Here is a 19,732-nt window from a genome sequence, read left to right as displayed (position 1 = left end):
GCCTTTCCCGAAAGGCCTCGTCGTGGAGCCGTCATTGACCCGCGTTAATCAAATGAACGGCAACGCGCTTGGAATCCCGCCGTATTGTTCGGTGAGATTTTGATACAGGTCATACGAATGCGATCATATTTCTCTTAACTTCAATTCGGTTGAGGTGAGGCCGAAACGGTACATAGGGCCTGGTTGTGCAGGCTTGAAAAACCCGCCTAAGATGGTGTGCGTTGCAACAGAACGGGTCTGACCCGTTTGAATGACCTTCACTCCCAAGGGGGCATAAATGCTGGTCTCCCATACACGGATTGTCGACATCGTTGGCGACATCATTCGCATTCAGGTGTCTTCGACGAAGAGCGAGTCGGAGGGGCGTCCCTGTCTCGGCGATCTGGCTCTGGTCGATGCGGGCAATGGTGAGACGTCTCTCGCGCAGGTCATCAACATCGACCGGGACATGGTATCGCTGCAGGTCAACTCGGGCACCAAGGGTCTTGCAAACAACGCGTCGGTGCGCTTCCTGGGCGAACCGGCCAAGGTCACCTACTCGGACAATATCCTGGGCCGTGTGTTCGACGGCGCCGGTCAGCCGATCGATCGGGGCCCGGATCTGTCCAGCGACCCGTCGGTTCCGATCGGTGGCCCCTCGGCTAATCCGATGAAGCGCGTGCTTGCCTCACGCATGATCCGCACCGACGTGCCGATGATCGACATTTTCAACTGCCTCGTGGAAAGCCAGAAGATCCCGATCTTTTCGGTTTCCGGTGAGCCCTATAACCCGTTTCTGGCCCGGATCGGCATTCAGGCAGATGCCGACATCGTGGTGTTCGGCGGCCTGGGTCTGATCTTCGACGACTATGCCTTCTTCCGACAGCAGTTCGAGGATGCGGGCGTCTTCCCGCGCACGGTCATGTTCATCAACCAGGCGTCCGATCCGGTGGTCGAGCGTCTGCAGGTTCCGGATATGGCGCTTGCGGTTGCCGAAAAATTTGCCGTTGAGGAAGGCAAGCGCGTGCTGGTGCTGCTCACCGACATGACCGCCTTCGCCGATGCCATGAAGGAAGTTTCCATCGCCATGGAGCGGGTGCCCGCAAACCGGGGCTATCCGGGCGATCTTTATTCCCAGCTTGCCAGGCGCTACGAAAAGGCATGCGATTTCAAAGGCTCTGGCTCCGTCACCATCCTGACGGTCACCACGATGCCGGGCAATGATGTCACCCACCCGGTGCCGGACAACACCGGCTACATCACCGAAGGCCAGTTTTATCTGCACAGCGGTGTGCTGGATCCCTTCGGCTCGCTTTCTCGATTGAAGCAGCATGTGATCGGCAAGGTGACGCGTGAGGACCACAACCAGATCATGAACACCATGATCCGTTTCTATTCCGGAGCAAGGGACGCGGAACAGAAACAGTCGATGGCGTTCGAATTGTCGGAATACGACCGCCAGCTCCTGAAGTTCGGCGGACTGTTCCGGCAGCGCTTCATGGATATCAACGTCGCCATCCCTCTGGAGGAGGCGCTCGACCTGTGCTGGCAGACGCTTGCCGAATGCTTTCAGCCGGAACAGCTTCTGATGAAGCAGGGGCTGATCGACAAGTATTTTCCGAAACAGAAACCTGTCGGTGGGACTTCTGACGAGGAGGCTGCCTGATGGCAAGGCTCGCGCTCAACAAGTCGTCTCTGGCACGGGAAAGCGGACAGCTCTCGGAATACAAGCGCTTCCTGCCGTCGCTTGAGCTGAAGCGCCTCCAGATCATGGCCGAGCGCGCCAAGGCCAGGGAAACAGCCGTCCGGCTCGAGGCTGAATATGAAGAGCGCTTCAACGACCTTGCGCGTTCCCTGCCGATGCTTGCCAACCAGCATGTCCCTCTGGAAGGGCTCGTGGTGCTGCAGCAGGTCGTTGTGGGTGAACAGAATCTCTCCGGAACCCGGCTGCCGGTGCTGGAGGATATCGAAGTCGAGACGGAACCCTACTCCCGTCTGGCGCGGCCACATTGGGTCGACCCTTATGTCGAAGGCATGCGGGAACTTTTGCGGCTCAGCAAGGAAAGGGACATTGCCAGGGAGCGGATTGCCCGGCTGATTGAAGCCGAAGCGGTGATTTCGCGCAGGGTCAACCTGTTCGAGAAGGTGCTGATCCCGCAGGCGGAACGCAACATCAAGAAGATCCGCATGGCCCTTGCCGACGCGGAACGGGATGCCGTGGTCCGTGCCAAGATCTCCAAACGCAAGACGGCAGCCCGCGCTGCCGAACCCTCGGTGGCCGACCTATGACCATCGTCCCGCTCGTCAAGGTGAACCTGGTCGGCATCCTTGAAGACAAGGACAGGGTGCTGGAAGCCGCGCAGGAATTCGGTGCTTTCCATCTGATCCCCCTGACGTCAGCGCAAAAGGAACTGGAAGCCGTGCCGGCTGGCCGGGGGCGCGAGGCGAGCGAAGCCCTGCGCTGGCTCATGGACAGCAACGCGCAGCGTCGCCCCGTCACCCATCCTGACGGCTTCGACCTGGAAACGGTCGTCCAACAGACGCTTGCCAACCGCAAGGCCATCCGTGACTGCGAGGACCGGCTGGCACGCCTCGACCAGCGCATTCAGGACGTGGAACCCTGGGGCGAATTCAGCTTTTCCGACCTGGCCGAGATCGGCGACTACCGACTGTGGTTCTACGTGGTGCCCAATGCCAAGCTCAGGCAGGTCGATCCTGCCGGCAAGATCCTGGAAATCGTCCATCGCGACAAGTATCGCAGCTACATTGTGCTGTTGTCCCCGGATGAACCGGACGCAAAAGCCATGCCTGTACCCCGTGTTCACGTGGGGGCCGAGGCGCTTTCGGTGCTGCGGCGTCAATATGAAGATGCGGCCATTCAACAGGAAGAGCTGGAGCTGCAGCGACAGGCGCTCACCAAATGGCGGTTCGTGCTCGCCCAGAACCTTGCTGCGGCCAGAGACCATTCCGCCCGGCACAGGGTGGCGCTCGAAACTGCGGATACCGACAGGGTCTTCGTGCTTCAGGCCTGGGCGCGGCGGGATCAGCTTGCCGAGATCAGCAGGCTTGCGGACAGTCTCGGCATTGCCCTGCTGGTGACGGAGGTTGAAGAAGCCGACACGCCGCCCACGCTTCTTGAAAACAGGCCGGCACTGGAAGCGGGAGAGGACCTGGTGGAATTCTATCAGACCCCCGGCTACAGGGGATGGGACCCCTCGGCGATTGTCTATGTTTCCTTCGTGATCTTCTTTGGCATGATCATGACGGACGCAGGCTATGGCCTGCTCCTTCTCGTCTTGCTGTTTCTGTTCCGAAAACGCTTCACAGGGTCCGCGCTGGGCCGCCGCATGTTCCGCATGTCGGTCTGGCTGATGATCTCCACGGCGGCCTTCGGTGTGGCAACGGGCAGCTATTTCGGCGTCGCGCCTCCCGAGGGCTCGTTTCTGGCACACCTGAAGGTGCTTCACCTGAAGGATGTCAACACGATGATGAAGATCACGCTGGCCATCGGCGTGGTCCACATCGTCATCGCCAACCTGATGCGCGCCTGGCATGAACAGTCCCTAAGCGGACGCATGCAGCCTGCCGGCTGGTGTCTGGTGGCACTTGGCGGTCTGGCAACCTTTCTGGGGCAGGGCTCCGTCCTGGATGTCGCCGGTCCGGTCGCAGTGGTTGCAGGGCTTCTGCTGGTCGGTATCTTCGGCAGCGACCGCAAGGTGACCTCGCTCAGGACCGGTGGCCTCAGGGTCTTCGACGGGCTCGCGTCCCTGGCCCGTGTCGTCAACATCTTTTCCGATGTTCTCAGCTACATGCGCCTGTTTGCGCTGGGCCTTGCGGCAGCCTCGCTCGCCGAAACCATCAATTCTCTGTCGGGCCAGCTCAATCACGCGGTCCCGGGCGTGGGCCTCCTGATCGCCATCGCGGTCCTGGTGCTTGGGCACGCCATCAACATCGGGCTGGGGCTGATCGCCGGCTGTGTGCATGGTCTGCGCCTGAATGTCATTGAATTTTTCAATTGGGGTTTGAAGGACGAGGGCACGCCCTTCCGTCCCTTCAGGAAAGAGGAGACACGCCTGTGAACGAATTCGTTGTGGCGCTCGGCTGGTTTGGACTGTTCGCGCCGGTCGCCCTCGGCGCCATCGGCAGCGCCTGGGGCTGCGCCCTTGGCGGCTGCGCCGCCATTGGCGCCATGCTGGACAGCGACGGTGGCTATGGTCGGTTCATCGGCGTCTCGCTGATGCCGTCTTCCCAGGTGATCTACGGCATCGTCATCATGTTCTCGCTGCAGCAGCCCACCATCGACGCGGCCAATGGCGCAGCGCTGTTCGGCATTGGGCTCTTGTCAGGCGTCACCATGCTCTTCACCGGCATTCGCCAGGGAGAGGTTCTCGCCTCGGCCATTCACGCATCCAAGGCCAAACCGGAAATTTTCGGCATCTCGCTCGCTCCGGCAGCGGTGCTGGAGGGCTTCTCGGTCTTTGCTCTTGTCTTCGCACTGGTCCTGTCCGGTTCGATCCCCGCTTAGGACCAGAAGGAAGAGGAGGCGCTTATGTCCAAACATGACGCAGCAGATGATCTGGAGAATGCCGCCGGCGCCGGTGTCCAAGCCCTGATCGAGCGGTTGAAGTCCGAAGGCGTGGCCGCTGGCCAGTCGGAAGGCGATGCCATCCTGGCCAAGGCCCGGGAAAAGGCGGAGGCGATTGTCGCGGAGGCACGGCAGAAGGCGGACAGCCTGCTGGCCGAAGCAAGGGCGGAGGCGGCCCGGGAAAAGGCGGCAACGGAAGACGGGCTGAAGGTTGCCGCGCGTGATCTTGTCCTCAGCATGCGCAACGAGCTTGGCGACCGCATCCAGCAGGAAGCCGGGCGGCTGGTGGCAACCACGCTTGCCGACCAGGAATTTTTGAAGAACCTCATTCTGGCGATGGCCGCCAACGCAAAGGACAACGCCTCGGTCGGCAACGCCGAGCCGATGGAGATCGTCCTGCCCGAGAAGGTCGTCACCTTCGAGGAACTCAAGCAATCGCCGGAGGCGGTTGAACCGGGAACGCTCACCCACTTTGTCATCGCGCTGGCGGGCGAGGTGTTGCGGCAAGGGGTCACCTTCTCCACCGCGCCGGGCTTCGATGGTATCAAGGTGAAACTGACCGACAGGGACGTTTCCATTGACCTGACCGAAGAGGCGATTGCGACACTTTTGAAGCGGCACCTGCAACCGCGCCTTCGGGCGGTGATGGAAGGGGTGCTGCGCTGACATGAGCGGGCCTCACCAATATATCGCGCTGGTCTCCAGCTTGCCCCATCTCGGCAAGCTGTTCTCGCGCAAGGGAGTGCCGATCTCCGGGTTCCGGCTGAAACAGCGGCTGTCGATGCTGGAACCGGCGCACGCGAGCCTGCTGCGCGAGATGGTGGAAGTCACAGCCTGGGCGGGCGTTGCCGGTTTTGACCGAGACATCGATGTGATCCGGCGGGCAAACAAGGTCCTCGCCGACCTCCAGGCCTATCCGGATCTGCAGCATCTGCTCGGTGCGCGCATGGAAACCCGCACGCTGATTGCAGCGCTGCGTCGCCGCCGGGATGGACAGGAAAACGCCGCCGACATCGAAAACTGGGGCATGGGCCGATGGTGCGCGCAGATCAAGGCGAACTGGAGCGATCCGGCCTTCGGTCTCGGACACTTCATGCCTTGGGTGGGCGAGGCGCACCGGTTGATGCAGGCAGGCGATCACATTGCCATGGAACGCCTTGTGCTGACCCAGGTGTTCGATCAACTGGGGCACTATGGCAATCTCCATGAGTTCGATTTCGAAGCAGTCGCGATCTACGTGCTGCGCTGGGTGATCGTCGAACGCTGGTCGCGCTACGACGAGGCCGATGCCCGTGACCGGCTGGCAACGCTTGTGGCGGCCGCCCTTGCAGGGCAGACGGAGGACGGCAAGACGAATGGCGGCAGCCAGGTCGGCCGGCAGGATCTTTTCTCAGACTTCACATCTGCCCTTGAGGGAGCCCCTTCATGACGAGCCATGTTCAGTTGCCGGAACCGACCGCGGAAATCGTCGCCGTTCAGGACGATCTCGTCACGCTGTCGCCGCTCGGGTCTGCCCCCCTCATCAAGAACGAGGTGGTCTATATCATTCCGCACGGCCCGGAGCGGGACGGCAAGCCGCGTGAATATCTGAAGGCCGAGGTTCTGCGCGTGCGCGGCAAGTCGGCGGAAGCACAGGTGTTCGAAAGCACTGCGGGCGTGCGGATCGGCGACAAGGTGATCCAGAGCGGCGAGATGCTGTCGGTTGCCCTTGGACCGGGCCTGCTCAGCACCGTCTTCGACGGCCTGCAAAACCCGCTTGCCGACATTGCCGCCGAGCATGGTTTTTTCCTGCCGCGCGGTGTGCTCACCAACGCTCTTGACCAGAACCGCAAATGGTCATTCGAACCCAAGGTGAAGTCCGGTGACGTGGTGAAGGCCGGTGACACGCTCGGCACGGTTCCCGAAGGCCGGTTCGAACACCGGATCATGGTTCCCTTCGTCACCACCGGTCCCTGGACGGTGGACCGGATCCGCGAAGGCACCTTCACCATCAACGAGGTGGTGGCGACGCTGAAAAACGAACACGGCGAAACCCGTGACCTGACCATGGTCCAGCATTGGCCGGTTCGCCGGGCAATCCCCGAAGGCCTGGTCAGGGCCGGTCAGAGCGAGCGGCTCTACCCCAGCGAACCGCTGATCACCACCTTGCGTCTGATCGACACCTTCTTCCCCATAGCCCGCGGTGGCATGGGCTGTATTCCCGGTCCGTTCGGTGCGGGCAAGACGGTGCTGCAATCGCTGATTTCGCGCTTTTCGGCGGTCAACATCGTGATCGTGGTCGCCTGCGGCGAACGCGCAGGCGAGGTGGTGGAAACGATCACCGAATTTCCGCACCAGCCGGATCCGTCCGGAGACGGCACACTGATGGACCGCACGGTCATCATCTGCAATACCTCTTCCATGCCGGTCGCAGCGCGTGAAGCCTCGATCTACACCGGCATCACCCTTGGCGAATATTACCGTCAGATGGGCTATGACGTCCTCCTGATCGCCGACAGTACCTCCCGCTGGGCCCAGGCGATGCGCGAAACCTCCGGCCGGCTGGAGGAAATTCCCGGAGAGGAAGCCTTTCCTGCCTATCTCGACAGCGCCATCAAGGGCATCTACGAACGGGCAGGCGTGTTGCGCCTGGCCAGCGGCGAGACCGGTAGCCTCACCATGATCGGCACGGTGTCTCCGGCCGGCGGCAATTTTGAGGAACCGGTCACCCAATCGACCCTTGGCACGGTCAAGACCTTCCTCGGCCTGTCGTCCGAGCGGGCCTACAAGCGCTTTTATCCGGCGGTCGACCCGCTGCTGTCCTGGTCGCGGTATCACATTCAGCTCAACGACTGGTACCGCAAGAACATCGGCCCGGACTGGGTTCCCCGTGTTTCGGAGATGATCGAACTCCTGCGCAAGGGCGATGAGATCACCCGCATGATGCAGGTAACCGGCGAAGAAGGCGTCTCCACCGAGGACTTCGTCCTTCAGCAGAAGGCGCTGTTCCTGGATATGGTCTATCTGCAGCAGGACGCGTTTGACGATGTTGACGTGTCGGCCCCGCTCAAGCGCCAGCAGGAAACTTTCGACCTCGTCTACCGCATCGCCGGCACCGACTTCGCCTTCGATGACAAGGAAGCCGTCCGCAAGTTCTTCACCGAGCAGACGTCCCTCTTCAAGAACCTCAATTACGCCGCCGACGGCAGCCCGGACCGCAAGGAGCTTCTGGAGAAGATCAAGGCAAATGTCCGCGCCGCCCCGACCCATGTAACGGGGTGATTGGTCAGGTTTCGGGTTATTCGGATGCCCTGATCCTGAGGCAGCGCGAATGCACTGTGTCGAAGGATGGGCAGCACACTCGGGCGCAAGTTGCCATCCTTCGAGACGGACCTGCCGGTCCTCCTCAGGATGAGGATTGCTGTGCTTTGGGGGCGTATCGACGCAACGGGCAGTGTGTTGAATTTCCCTACCGAGGTGAAGCCGGGTCCATCAAGTTATTTGGCCTGAGGACGCGCACCAATGTCACCCCGGACAAGCGAAGCGCCAATCCGGGGCCTACTCGCAGCGTCGCTTGATGGAGCAGCGGAAATGCGATGTGAGGCTTGCCGCCGCATCAGCAATCTGGAAATGAGCACGTCTCTGGTCTCATGCCGCTCCCCCAGGGGTGACACATTGGAAGCCTGCCTCGGCGCGGCTGTCAGGCCTGCTCGTCGAACACGCTCAAGATCTTATCCAGTGGCTTCTTGATTTTGGCGACGGCCGGAACCGTTGCGTCTTCAGCCGGGTGGCCGACAGCGAGGATCATCACCGGTTTTTCAGCTTCCGGACGGTTCAGGATCTCGTTCAGAAACCTCATCGGATTGGGCGTATGCGTCAGCGCCGAAAGGCCTGCATGGTGTAGCGCGGTGATCAGCACGCCGGTGGCGATGCCGACACTTTCCGGCACATAGTAGTGTTTGTAGCGGGTGCCATCTTCAAAGGTGCCCCAACGCTGTGCGAAGATCACGATCAGCCAGGGTGCTATGTCCAGATGCGGTTTGTCCGCGTTGGTGCCGATCGGCTCCAGCGCCTTGATCCATTCGTCGCCCGCGCCGCCATCATAGAACTTGCGCTCTTCTTCCTCTGCGGCGAGGCGGATCTTGTGCTTCAACCCGGCATTGGAAATTGCCACGAAATGCCATGGCTGGTGGTTGGCTCCGCTCGGCGCTGTTCCGGCTGCGCGGATGCAGAGTTCGATGACGGAACGGTCCACCGGCCTGTCGGAAAAATGTCGTATCGTGTGACGGGTGCGCACCCCGTCATAAAAGTCCTGCGCACGCAGCAGCATTTCGTCGTCGTCATACTTCCGCCGGTCAGGCAGCGGCAAAGGCTGGTAATCCAGGGCTGATTTGGAAATCATGTTTTTTGCATCCACTCGCATTGCCGGCCCGCGGGTACATAAGGAATCCCGGCCGCGCAATCTCCTCCCAACACGTGGTTGGAAGTATGGACCGTCTAACCGGACGTCACGCAACTAAAAACCGGTCGACCCGCTTCACAACCGGAACCGGGGGCGCCTATGCTCACTCTGGAAACACCAAATGGCCTTGATCAAAAAATAACCTTGACCAGAGACGGGGCACCTTTCTAGATTTTCTTGACCATTTGGTCAGCGCGGTTCGTTGAGAAGGCAAAATGCCCTAACGTGCAGGTGCGACCGAACTGCCGGATGCGGGCAAGGCGGCCGGGAACCGCTCGAAAGTCCGCATAGGCAGGGGTTTGATGTTCCAGAGAAGGGCAGGACCGATACCGGTTCGCCCATAACCAATAGGGGAATGGCAATGAAGGCATTGAAAAGTCTGGCGCTCGCGTCCGTCCTGGGCGTAAGCCTTGCGTCAGGCGCGGCCAACGCCGCGGACGAGCTGACACTGCAGCTCAAGTGGGTCACTCAGGGCCAGTTTGCCGGCTATTACGTGGCCAAGGACAAGGGCTTCTATGAGGAAGAAGATCTTGATGTAACGATCAAGCCGGGCGGTCCGGACATTGCGCCGCCGCAGGTCATCGCCGGGGGCGGTGCAGATGTGATTGTCGACTGGATGCCATCCGCCCTCGCGTCGCGCGAAAAGGGTGTGCCGCTCGTCAACATCGCTCAGCCGTTCAAGAAATCCGGCATGATGCTGACCTGCCTGAAGGAAACCGGCATCACCTCACCGGAAGACTTCAAGGGCCGGACACTTGGCGTCTGGTTCTTCGGGAACGAGTATCCGTTCCTGTCCTGGATGAGCCAGCTCGGCATTCCGACTGATGGCGGTGAGGAAGGCGTGACTGTCCTCAAGCAGGGCTTCAACGTCGATCCGCTGCTGCAGAAGCAGGCCGACTGCATCTCCACCATGACCTACAATGAATACTGGCAGGTGATCGATGCGGGCATTCCGGCGGAAGACCTGATCGTCTTCAAATACGAAGATCAGGGCGTCGCCACGCTGGAAGACGGTCTTTACGTTCTGGAATCGAGCCTGGACGACCCGGCAATGGTCGACAAGCTCGCCCGCTTCGTGAAGGCTTCCATGAAAGGCTGGGCCTACTCCGCCGAGCACCCGGAAGAAGCTGCTGAAATCGTTCTGGAAAACGACGCGACTGGCGCGCAGACCGAAAAGCATCAGATCCGCATGGTCGGCGAAATCAACAAGCTGGTTGATGGTTCCGACGGCAAGCTGGACATGTCTGCCTACGAGCGCACCGTGAAGTCCTTGCTCTCCGGTGGGTCCGATCCGGTCATCACCAAGGAGCCGGAAGGCGCAACCACCACGGTCGTCACCGACAAGATGTAAAACGTCAATCGGGCAGCCGGAGCACTCCAGTGTTCCGGCTGCCTCGGCGATATGCCTGACAAGGCACTAAAAATTAAAGGTTTCAACCCAGACTGCTGCGCTGACAAAGCTTTGGGATTTTGAAAGCGCAATGCACGATCTGTCTGGGGAATCAGGCAAATTCGATTCGGGTCATTCAGCGTCGGCAACGGCGCCCGACGAACTGCGCCCGACGCACTCAAGCCTGTTCGGCATTTCTTCCAGCCTTGTCATCATCCTGATGTTCTGCGCCCTCATTTTTTCCTTCGGTGCCGTGCTGTTCAAGGTCGTGGTGGCTGAACACGAAGCCGAGGCGCGGGAAACACGGTCAGTCGCTCGCGTTTTTGAAAACCACAAGCAATTGCTGCTGCGCGAGATGGAGCGCTACGCCGCATCCAACGCGGCCTATCAGAACATCGATACCAATCTGTCTCTGGACTGGATCAAGGCACGTTTCGGCGTCGACATGGCGTGGGATTTTGCCCACGACTACACGGTGCTTCTGGGCCGTGATGGTAAGATCGTCTTCTCTTCAAACGCCGGTGGCAACGAGATTGCCGAAGACTTTTCCACGCGGCTCCGGACGCGTATCAACGACACGCTGGAAAGCATCCGTGGCAACTACGTCAAAGCTCTGGTCCGGCGGGGATCGGGCGAGATCCGTTTTGCCGGTGCCCTTGCCGATATCTCCGCCATCGACGTTGTCGAGATCGACAAGCTCCCGTACATCGTTGCGGCCTTCGCGGTCGTGCCGGATCCCGGCGGCATCGAGATGTCCTTCGGCCCCCCCAACGTTCTCGTGACAGCCTTTGAGATCGACCCGGCGCATCTCAGCAATCTTCTGTCCAGCCTGGCCCTCGACAATCTGCAGCTGGCGTCTGAAATCCCGGACGGCATGATCGGCATTCCGGTGAAAAATGGCGCTGGGTCGGTGCTTGGCTACCTTGTCTGGCATCCGATGAGCCAGGCTTCAAGGATCATCCTGTCCTCGCTTCCGGTCCTGTTGCTGTCTCTCGGCGTCATTCTGACCTTTGCCCTGATCGCGCTGCGGCAGAACGCCAACGCCAAGGCGCGGCTGGCAGCGCGTGAGCAGGAAGCCAGATATGCCGCCGATCATGATTCTCTGACCGGCTTCGTCACACGGCGGTATTTCCACGCCGCGGCCACCAAAAGGCTGACCGTGAGCGAGTATCAGCATCGTGGTGTCTGGCTGGTTTATCTTGATGTCGACAATCTCAAGCAGGTGAACGACATTCACGGTCATACCGTGGGCGACGCCCTGGTGGTTGCTCAGGCGGAACGCATCAGGTCCGTTCTCGGCCCGTCCGATCTTGTCGCCCGCAGCGGTGGCGACGAATTCCTGATCTTGACGGATCGCTGGCAAACCGCGGAACAGGCCGTTCAGGAAGCGGAAAAGCTGTTCGAGAAGCTGCGTCAGCCTTTCAAGTATGAAGGAAAGCGTATCGAGACGTCTGTCAGCGCCGGCATTGCCAACTTCCCCGACAACAGCCAGACGTTGACGGGCCTGATCCGGGCGTCCGATATCGCGCTTCAGCGCTGCAAGATGGAGCAGAAAAGCTCGTTTCGTATCTACGACGAGCGGATGGACCATCACCTGCGCCAAAGGCGCGAAATCCGGGTGGAGCTGGATTCAGCGTTGCGCGAAGCGCAGTTCGAACTGTTTTACCAGCCGATCGTCGACGCACGGTCAGGTCAACTGGCTTTCTACGAGGCTTTGATCCGCTGGCGGCATCCGTATCGGGGTCTGGTGCAACCGACCCTGTTTCTGCCAATTGCCCAGGACGCCGGGCTCATGCCGGCTATCGGAGCCTGGGTTCTGGAGCGGGCACTTTGCGATGCCAGTAGCTGGACGAAGACCGGCGTGTCCGTCAACGTCTGTTCAAGCCAGATTCAAAGACCGGGTTTCGAGAAGAAAGTCGCCTTATTGCTGAAGAAATACGATTTTCCGCCGGATCGCCTCATTCTGGAAATCACCGAAGACCTGATGTTGGAAGAATGCGCGCAGACACGGGAGACCATTGGCAAGCTGCGCGAGATGGGTGTTGGCCTTGCCATTGACGATTTCGGCACCGGATTTTCCAGCCTGAGCTACCTGCACAAATACAGCTTCGACAAGATGAAGATCGATCAGAGCTTCGTATCGCGCATTGGTGAGGATGAGGAGGCCGACATGGTCGTCCGCTCCATGTTGAGCCTTGCCAAGGTGATGCACATGCAAAGCGTCGGCGAGGGCGTGGAGACGGAAGCACAGCGAGATTTCCTGGCAGAGGCGGGCTGCGATTTCCTCCAGGGCTATCTGTTCGACAGGCCGCAGCCCCTTTCGGAGTTGAGACCGCACGTTCCCTTTCAGGTGGCAAAGGCGCTACGCTCCGCAAGGGGGTGAGCTGCAGTCTCCGGCAATTCCCCGAAAAAAAACGCGGGCGAGGAAGGATCCTGCCCGCGCTTGAGGTGACCGCCGAAACCTTGCCTATTCGGCAGCTTCCGTTACGGCCATCGGGTTATTGGGATGCGTCGTCCAGTTGGCGTAGTCTTTTTCAACCGGCTTCTTGGTGCGCGGGTCGATGCTGCCGGCGGCCATGGGTTCCATGGTGATGCAGCCCTCGATCGGGCAGACATTGACGCACAGATTGCAGCCGACGCATTCCTCGTCGATCACCTCGAACTTGCGCACCCCGTCCACCATGTTGGTGATCGCCTGGTGGGATGTGTCCTCGCAGGCGATGTGACAGCGGCCACATTCGATGCACTGATCCTGATCGATCTTGGCCTTGGCGATGTAGTTCAGATTGAGATATTGCCAGTCGGACACATTGGGCACCGCACTGCCGACGAACTGGTCGACGGACGTGTAGCCCTTGGTGTCCATCCAGTCGCTGAGCCCTTCGATCATGTCTTCGACAACCCGGAACCCATAGGTCATTGCGGCCGTACAGACCTGCACCGAGCCTGCGCCGAGCGCCATGAACTCGGCTGCGTCGCGCCAGGTGGTCACGCCGCCGATGCCGGAGATCGGCAATCCGTGGGTTGCCGGGTCACGGGCGATTTCAGCGACCATGTTGAGCGCGATCGGCTTCACGGCCGGTCCGCAATAGCCGCCATGGGCACCCTTGCCGTCGACGGCGGGTGACGGCGACATGATGTCGAGATCGACACCCATGATGGAGTTGATGGTATTGATCAGCGAGACAGCATCGGCACCGCCCGCCTTGGCGGCCTGGGCCGGCTTGCGGACATCGGTGATGTTCGGTGTCAGCTTGACGATGCAGGGCATGCGCGAATGCTGTTTCACCCAGCGGGTGACCATCTCGATATATTCCGGCACCTGGCCAACGGCGGAGCCCATGCCGCGCTCGCTCATGCCATGCGGGCAGCCGAAGTTCAGCTCGACACCATCGGCTCCGGTCTCTTCGACCCTCTTCAGGATGTCGATCCAGTTCTGCTCCTCGCAGGGCACCATCAGCGAGACGACAAGCGCCCGGTCCGGCCAGTCGCGCTTCACCTGCTTGATTTCGCGCAGGTTCACTTCCAGCGGCCGGTCGGTGATCAGCTCGATGTTGTTGAGGCCGATCAACTGGCGGTCCTTGCCGTGGATCGCCCCATAGCGCGGCCCGTTGACGTTTACGACCGGCGGATCTTCCCCAAGCGTCTTCCAGACGACGCCGCCCCAACCGGCCTTGAAGGCCCGGACGACGTTGTATTCCTTGTCCGTCGGCGGCGCGGACGCCAGCCAGAACGGGTTCGGCGATTTGATGCCGATAAAATCAGTACGCAAGTCAGCCATGGTGGCTCTCCCTCAAATCGGTGGCGCCGAGCGCGTCAGCTGCTGTCGGGCGCTCAGGTTCCAGGCGCGCAAGTCTCAGGCGGTCAGGGCAGCGTTGATGCTCTCGGCGGCAATCTTGCCGTCCTCGACAGCCGCAACCGTCAGGTCTTCACCGCCCTGCACGCAGTCACCGCCTGCCCACACATCGGCGAGGCTGGTCTTGCGGTCCGCATCGACAACGATCCGCCCTCTTTCAAGGGTCAGGGCATCGCCAAGCTCCGTTTGCACCAGCGTCTGTCCAACGGCCTTGAACACCATGTCCGCGGGCAGGGTGTTGACCTCGCCTGTGCCGGTCAGAGCGCCGTCCTGATCCTGGGTCCGTTCCAGCTCAATCGCTGTAATTGCCCCGTTTTCACCGACAAGTCCCTTGGGCTGGGCCCAGGTCATGATGTGGACGCCGCTGGTCTGGGCCAGCTGTTGTTCGTACTCGGAGGCATTCATCCGGTCCTGGCCACGGCGATACGCGATCGTGACCTCTTCCGCGCCCAGCAGTTTGGTCTGGACAGCAATGTCGACCGCAGTCATGCCGCCGCCGATGACCACGATGCGCCGGCCAACCGGCAATTCGGAAAGATCTTTCGCCTGACGCAGGTCGGCGATGTAGTCGACTGCGTCGATAGCGCCGCTCTTGTCCTCGCCTTCCAGACCGAGCGCATTGACCCCGCCAAGACCGATACCGAGGAAGACGGCATCATATTCGGCGCGCAGGGTGGCCAAGTCCAGATTGCTGCCGAGCCGCATGCCTGTGCGCACGTCGATGCCGCCGATGGACAGGATGAAATCCACTTCTTTCGCGGCGAAGTCATCGACCGACTTGTAGGAGGCAATGCCGTATTCGTTCAGGCCGCCGGCCTTCTCGCGGGCATCGAACAGCGTGACGTTGTGTCCATGCACGGCCAGCCGGTGTGCGCAGGAAAGGCCTGCGGGTCCGGCGCCGACAACGGCGATCTTCTTGCCGGTCTCGGCCGCACGCGTGAAGGGCGTGGAGCTGAATTCCGACATGAAGTGATCTGTCGAATACCGCTGAAGCTGGCCGATCTTCACCGGCTTGCCTTCGGCAACCTCCCGCACGCAGACCTCTTCGCAAAGCGTCTCGGTCGGGCAAACGCGGGCACACATGCCGCCCAGGATGTTCTGCGCGAAAATGGTTTTCGCGGCCCCGGTCGGGTTCCCGGTCGAGATCTGTCGGATGAACTGGGGTATGTCGATGCTGGTCGGGCAAGCCTGCATGCAAGGCGCGTCGTAGCAGAAATAGCAGCGGTCAGCCTCGACCTGAGCTTCGTGCTGGTCCAGCAGCGGGTGCAGGTCGCTGAAATTCTCAGCGTATGCGTCCTCAGGCAAGCGCCCGGCGGCGATGTCCGGGCCGGCTTTGGTCTGGGTCATGTAGATCTCCGGAAGGTTGGCGATCGTTTTCAAGGCGGCTTCCTTCGTTTGGTGAGGAAGCTCAGGAATGCATTGGAGGAAAATTTGAACAGGTAGTCAAATTTTTTTTGGAATGATTAAAAACTTGAGCTAAAAAATCAGCAATAAAATTACCGGAAAAACAGCGGCTTAAGGTGAAAAGTGCCCTGTGATGAAATTTACGCCATGGCGCAAAATCCGGCCTGTTGGCCGAAGTCAACGGTGATTTCATAGGGAGAAGGGTGCCCGGATCAGCACAAGCGCATGCGCAAGAGGCCCCGCGCACAGACATGCGTCGGGGCTGAGGTGTCAGCCGAGCGGACTGAAAGCCAGTGTTTGCCGAACAGTGTCCGGTTCAGTGTGACCGATGCGACAAGTGCAGCGGCACTGTCTGCCGGGGGCGATGCAAGCGCCCAGATGCATTCTGGAAACCAAGCGCAAGACTGACTGCGACCAGGGTCGCCGGCCAGAAGACCGAAGTGACCAGAACACCGAACAGTCGGCTTGGTGTGCTCACTCCGCTATCGACCAGTTCCGAAGACGACAGGATCAGAAACACCAGTGTGACGGCGCCATAAGCGATGGCTCCCAAGAAGAACAGGAGATACATGTCGGTTACCCACCTTACATTGAACCCAATGCCGCATCCCGAGCCTCAATGCGGCGTCCTACCACCTGCATCACAGAGCAAATATTTGGTGTAAATGTGACCATTTCTCTTCATGGTAGATAAAACTTTGCTCAAACTTTTGGCGTTTTGAGCGAATTGGACACGCTTCCCAGGCGTCCATTGTGCCTGAAAACCGGGTTAGTCTTTTGGTTTTTCTATGGTTTTAGTTTTTGAAATTGTGACACTGAGGTCTTTTTCATCACTGCTATATCGGCAATGGAGCCTGTGGGTAGATTTGTGGAAATGACGGCGCCTGGTCTGTTCTTCCGGGGTGCCCAAGCCTGCAACGTCCGGCAGGCGCCTTTTTTGGGGGACGCAAGGCAAGTCAGATCTACTGCGCACAAAAAGGCAGCGGCCTGAAGACATAATGATGCTTTTCAAGTGTCGCGGACTTGCCTACCCCAAACAGGTAAGCATCACCGCAACAGACTTGGGGCAGCGCCAATGGCCAAGTATTTCTTCTGGAACGAATTGAATGCCTCCGATTTTGCGGCACTCGATCCCGACCGGGTTATTGCCATCCTGCCGACTGCCTCGACAGAGCAGCATGGGCCGCATCTGCCGATTGCGACCGACGTCGCCATCGCCCAGGGCATGCTGGCCGAAACGCGCAAACAATTGCCGGAAGATCTCGATATTCTTGTTCTGCCTGTGCAGGAGATCGGCAAGGCGAATGAGCACATTTATGGCCCGGGAACGCTTTCCCTTGCGGCCGAGCTTCTGATTCCGGTCTGGACCGCCATCGGCCAGAAAGTGTCGGAAGCCGGTATCCGCAAGATGGTGATCGTCAACTCCCATGGCGGCAACAATGACATCATCAGCATCGTCTCGCGAGAAATGCGCGTACGCTACGAGATGGCTGTGCTGGTGACCCATTGGAGCCGCTTCGGCCACCCGGACGGAATGATTTCAGCACATGAGTCCAAATTCGGCATCCATGGCGGCGAGGTCGAGACCTCTTTGATGCTGCATTTCCGGCCAGACCTTGTGCGCATGGACAAGGCGGAGAACTTCGTCTCCAGAGCAGAGGAAATGCTGGAGAACTCGAAATACATCCAGCCGACACCGCCTCACGCTCTGGCCTGGATCGCGCATGACCTCAATCCGGCCGGTGTTGTTGGCGACGCTTCCAAGGGGACAGCCGAAAAAGGCGCGGCCATCAGCGCGCATCAAGCCGCCGGTTTCATTGAAATGCTGCGCGACTTTACTGCCTATCCGCTGGCCAACCTGTATAAGCCATAACCTTCTCCCGTTGTTCAGACGGGCAAGCTTCCTTCCCGCTGCAATTCTTCCACCTGGGCAACGAGTTCCTGAAGCAGGAACTCGATGAAAAGGCTCGTCGCCGCGTCCATCGAGGCTCTTGCCCGCGTGAACAGCTTCATCGGCTGATGGTGCGTTCGCGCGGCGTTCAGCGGGCGGAAGACCAGCTCGCCCCGCCTGCATTCTTCCAGAACGTCGAGTGGATTGAGCAAGCTGATGCCGATGCCGCGCCGGACAAGCTGGCGAACCGTCTCCGAGGAATTCGTTTCCAGGATCGGCTCGACAGGGATCGGCACGGAAGACAGCACCAGGTTGATCACGTCCCGCAGGCTTGTGCCCGACTGGGCCAGGACAAGACGCTCCTGAACCACATCCACCAGATCGACCGGACCGGTTTCCTGCGCCAGCTTGTGATCCGGTGGAACCACCGCACCTATGGGGATGTCGAAGGTGGCCAGTGTCCGCAGGCCCGGCGTCGCGGCGATGTTGAAGCCGAGACCGATGTCGACTTCGCCGGTGAGGACCGGATTGATCGTGGTCGTGCCGCCATCGCTGCGCAGCTTGATATGGACGCGCGGGTTCTTCTCGATGAACTTGGCAATGATTTCCGATAATGGCCCGGAGGCAAGGCCGACAGTCGTCACCAGCGAGACCTGACCTGCCTGCGGCATCTTCAACGCCCTGATTCTGGTCTCAAGCCTGGCATAGTCCTTCAGGACGCCGCGGATATGCTCCACGCACAGCTCTCCGGCTGCGGTCAGCCGCAGTCCGCGCGGCAGGCGCTCGAACAGGGGCACGCCGAATTCTTCTTCCAATGCAAGGATTTGCCGGTTGATGGCAGAGGATGATACGTTGAGCCGGTCAGCGGCCTTCCGGATAGAGCCGCAGCGCGCGATCTCGTCCAGATACAGCAGTTTGCGGGAATGCAGCAGGGCCAACTTGTGCCTCCTTTTTGTGCACGCGGCACAATTGATCGCCAGAAATGGTAGCGATGACTATAAGGCATCGCTGCAGGCGAATTTTGATGCTTTTCAACGTGCGCTGCAAGAGATCAAATATTTTCGGAAATGTGCGGTTTCACGGCAGTTTTGTTTTATCTGGAGGGTACGAAATGACAGTTTTCCCATCTGCGAAGACGCTTCTCGCAGCGGTTCTTCTCACCGGAACCGCCACTCACCAGGCAATGGCGCTGGATGAGGTGAGTTACGGCACCAATTGGCTTGCCCAAGCGGAACACGGCGGTTTCTACCAGGCTGTGGCCGATGGCACCTACGAAAAATACGGCCTGAAGGTCACCGTCGTACCGGGCGGCCCGCAGGCTGCCAACGATGCGCTGCTGATCTCCGGCAAGATCGATTTCTACATGGGCGGAACGCTGAAGGGCTTCGACTACGTCAAGGAAGGAATTCCGCTGATCAACGTCGCCAGCATCTTCCAGAAGGATCCGCAGATCCTGGCCGCTCATCCGGACCAGGGCATCGACAAGTTCACGGACCTTGCCAAGCTTGAAACCATCTACATGGGCAAGGACGGCTACGTCACTTACTTCGAGTGGATGAAGAAGAACTTCGAAGGCTTCTCCGACGCCCAGTTCAAGCCCTACACCTTCAATCCGGCACCGTTCATCGTCGATCCCAAGTCCGCGCAGCAGGGCTACCTGACGTCCGAGCCGTATGAGATCGAAAACCAGGCCGGTTGGGCGCCGAAAGTGTTTCTTTTGGCCGACGAGGGCTGGACGCCCTATTCGACCATGATCACCACGTCCACGAAACTGGTCGAGGAAAACCCGGATCTGGTGCAGCGCTTCGTCGATGCCTCCATCGAGGGCTGGTACAACTACCTGTATGGCGACAACACCGCGGCAAACGAGCTGATCAAGAAAGACAACCCGGAGATGACCGACGGTCAGCTCGCCTATTCCCTCAAGAAGATGAAGGAATACGGCATCGTCGATTCCGGCGACACGGAAGAAAAAGGCATCGGCTGCATGACGGACGAGCATTTCAAGGGGTTCTTCGATACGCTCGCGTCGATCGACGTCGTGGATGCTTCCCTTGATTACAAGAAGTCCTACACCACCGAGTTCGTGTGCAAGGGCGTCGGCCTCGATCTGAAGAAATAAGCCGGTTCCGGCACACCCATTCCGCTTCGCACGGCAGCGTGCGGAGCGGCCGCCTCCAGATACA

General features: G+C 59.9%; 16 protein-coding genes. 11 read left to right on the top strand and 5 right to left on the bottom strand.

What is annotated here, in order from left to right:
- Positions 1–277 precede the first annotated feature (277 nt).
- The 7 genes from AC2A6O_RS23580 to AC2A6O_RS23550 are packed head-to-tail and all read left to right on the top strand — an operon-like array spanning position 278 to position 7,825.
- Positions 278–1,645 carry a V-type ATP synthase subunit B gene (locus tag AC2A6O_RS23580; protein ID WP_498930749.1) on the top strand — a complete coding sequence of 456 codons (1,368 nt, stop codon included), beginning with the start codon at positions 278–280 and terminating at the stop codon, positions 1,643–1,645.
- The gene (locus AC2A6O_RS23575; protein ID WP_498930747.1) at positions 1,645–2,268 is read left to right on the top strand and encodes a V-type ATP synthase subunit D; all 624 of its coding nucleotides are present in this window, start codon (positions 1,645–1,647) and stop codon (positions 2,266–2,268) included. The genes AC2A6O_RS23580 and AC2A6O_RS23575 overlap by 1 nt, the downstream gene beginning before the upstream one ends.
- Positions 2,265–4,058 carry a V-type ATP synthase subunit I gene (locus tag AC2A6O_RS23570; RefSeq protein ID WP_498930745.1) on the top strand — a complete coding sequence of 598 codons (1,794 nt, stop codon included), beginning with the start codon at positions 2,265–2,267 and terminating at the stop codon, positions 4,056–4,058. The genes AC2A6O_RS23575 and AC2A6O_RS23570 overlap by 4 nt, the downstream gene beginning before the upstream one ends.
- Entirely contained in the window at positions 4,055–4,504 is a 450-nt protein-coding gene (locus tag AC2A6O_RS23565) for an ATP synthase subunit C (protein WP_498930743.1), read from the top strand. The genes AC2A6O_RS23570 and AC2A6O_RS23565 overlap by 4 nt, the downstream gene beginning before the upstream one ends.
- Positions 4,505–4,528: 24 nt before the next feature.
- On the top strand, positions 4,529–5,230 hold the full coding sequence (locus AC2A6O_RS23560; RefSeq protein ID WP_148582008.1) for a hypothetical protein: 702 nt from the start codon (positions 4,529–4,531) through the stop codon (positions 5,228–5,230).
- Position 5,231: 1 nt separating this feature from the next.
- Positions 5,232–5,993 (top strand): hypothetical protein, encoded by a 762-nt coding sequence (locus AC2A6O_RS23555; protein WP_498930741.1) that lies wholly within the window; start codon positions 5,232–5,234, stop codon positions 5,991–5,993.
- Complete coding sequence (locus AC2A6O_RS23550) at positions 5,990–7,825, top strand: V-type ATP synthase subunit A (protein WP_498930739.1); 1,836 nt, start codon at positions 5,990–5,992, stop codon at positions 7,823–7,825. The genes AC2A6O_RS23555 and AC2A6O_RS23550 overlap by 4 nt, the downstream gene beginning before the upstream one ends.
- Before the next feature lie 418 nt (positions 7,826–8,243).
- Here AC2A6O_RS23550 and AC2A6O_RS23545 read toward each other — a convergent pair whose 3' ends face one another.
- On the bottom strand, positions 8,244–8,945 hold the full coding sequence (locus tag AC2A6O_RS23545) for a nitroreductase family protein (RefSeq protein WP_498930737.1): 702 nt from the start codon (positions 8,943–8,945) through the stop codon (positions 8,244–8,246).
- A 421-nt stretch (positions 8,946–9,366) separates the two neighbouring features.
- Here AC2A6O_RS23545 and AC2A6O_RS23540 point away from each other — a divergent pair, with 421 nt between their 5' ends.
- On the top strand, positions 9,367–10,356 hold the full coding sequence (locus AC2A6O_RS23540; protein WP_148582012.1) for an ABC transporter substrate-binding protein: 990 nt from the start codon (positions 9,367–9,369) through the stop codon (positions 10,354–10,356).
- 130 nt (positions 10,357–10,486) lie between these two features.
- Positions 10,487–12,778 carry a putative bifunctional diguanylate cyclase/phosphodiesterase gene (locus AC2A6O_RS23535; protein ID WP_498930735.1) on the top strand — a complete coding sequence of 764 codons (2,292 nt, stop codon included), beginning with the start codon at positions 10,487–10,489 and terminating at the stop codon, positions 12,776–12,778.
- Between the two features lie 84 nt (positions 12,779–12,862).
- On the opposite strand, the gene preA is transcribed toward AC2A6O_RS23535, so the two are convergent.
- The 3 genes from preA to AC2A6O_RS23520 all read right to left on the bottom strand — a co-directional run bounded on the left by preA (position 12,863) and on the right by AC2A6O_RS23520 (position 16,226).
- Positions 12,863–14,176, bottom strand: a complete 1,314-nt coding sequence (preA, locus tag AC2A6O_RS23530) for an NAD-dependent dihydropyrimidine dehydrogenase subunit PreA (protein WP_498930733.1) — start codon at positions 14,174–14,176, stop codon at positions 12,863–12,865.
- Between the two features lie 75 nt (positions 14,177–14,251).
- A complete protein-coding gene (locus AC2A6O_RS23525) occupies positions 14,252–15,598 on the bottom strand; it encodes an NAD(P)-dependent oxidoreductase (RefSeq protein ID WP_498930858.1) in 1,347 nt (448 codons plus the stop codon).
- Between the two features lie 373 nt (positions 15,599–15,971).
- Complete coding sequence (locus tag AC2A6O_RS23520) at positions 15,972–16,226, bottom strand: hypothetical protein (protein ID WP_498930731.1); 255 nt, start codon at positions 16,224–16,226, stop codon at positions 15,972–15,974.
- Between the two features lie 504 nt (positions 16,227–16,730).
- Here AC2A6O_RS23520 and AC2A6O_RS23515 point away from each other — a divergent pair.
- Positions 16,731–17,528, top strand: a complete 798-nt coding sequence (locus tag AC2A6O_RS23515; protein WP_498930729.1) for a creatininase family protein — start codon at positions 16,731–16,733, stop codon at positions 17,526–17,528.
- A 14-nt stretch (positions 17,529–17,542) separates the two neighbouring features.
- Here AC2A6O_RS23515 and AC2A6O_RS23510 read toward each other — a convergent pair whose 3' ends face one another.
- Entirely contained in the window at positions 17,543–18,478 is a 936-nt protein-coding gene (locus tag AC2A6O_RS23510; protein WP_498930856.1) for a LysR family transcriptional regulator, read from the bottom strand.
- Between the two features lie 179 nt (positions 18,479–18,657).
- Between AC2A6O_RS23510 and AC2A6O_RS23505 the strand changes: the two genes are divergently transcribed.
- Positions 18,658–19,668 carry an ABC transporter substrate-binding protein gene (locus tag AC2A6O_RS23505; protein WP_148582017.1) on the top strand — a complete coding sequence of 337 codons (1,011 nt, stop codon included), beginning with the start codon at positions 18,658–18,660 and terminating at the stop codon, positions 19,666–19,668.
- Positions 19,669–19,732 lie beyond the last annotated feature (64 nt).

Source organism: Labrenzia sp. ATLA3, from assembly GCF_057180185.1.
Note: the sequence above shows the minus strand (reverse complement) of the source record. Positions and strands in the feature narration are given on the sequence as shown.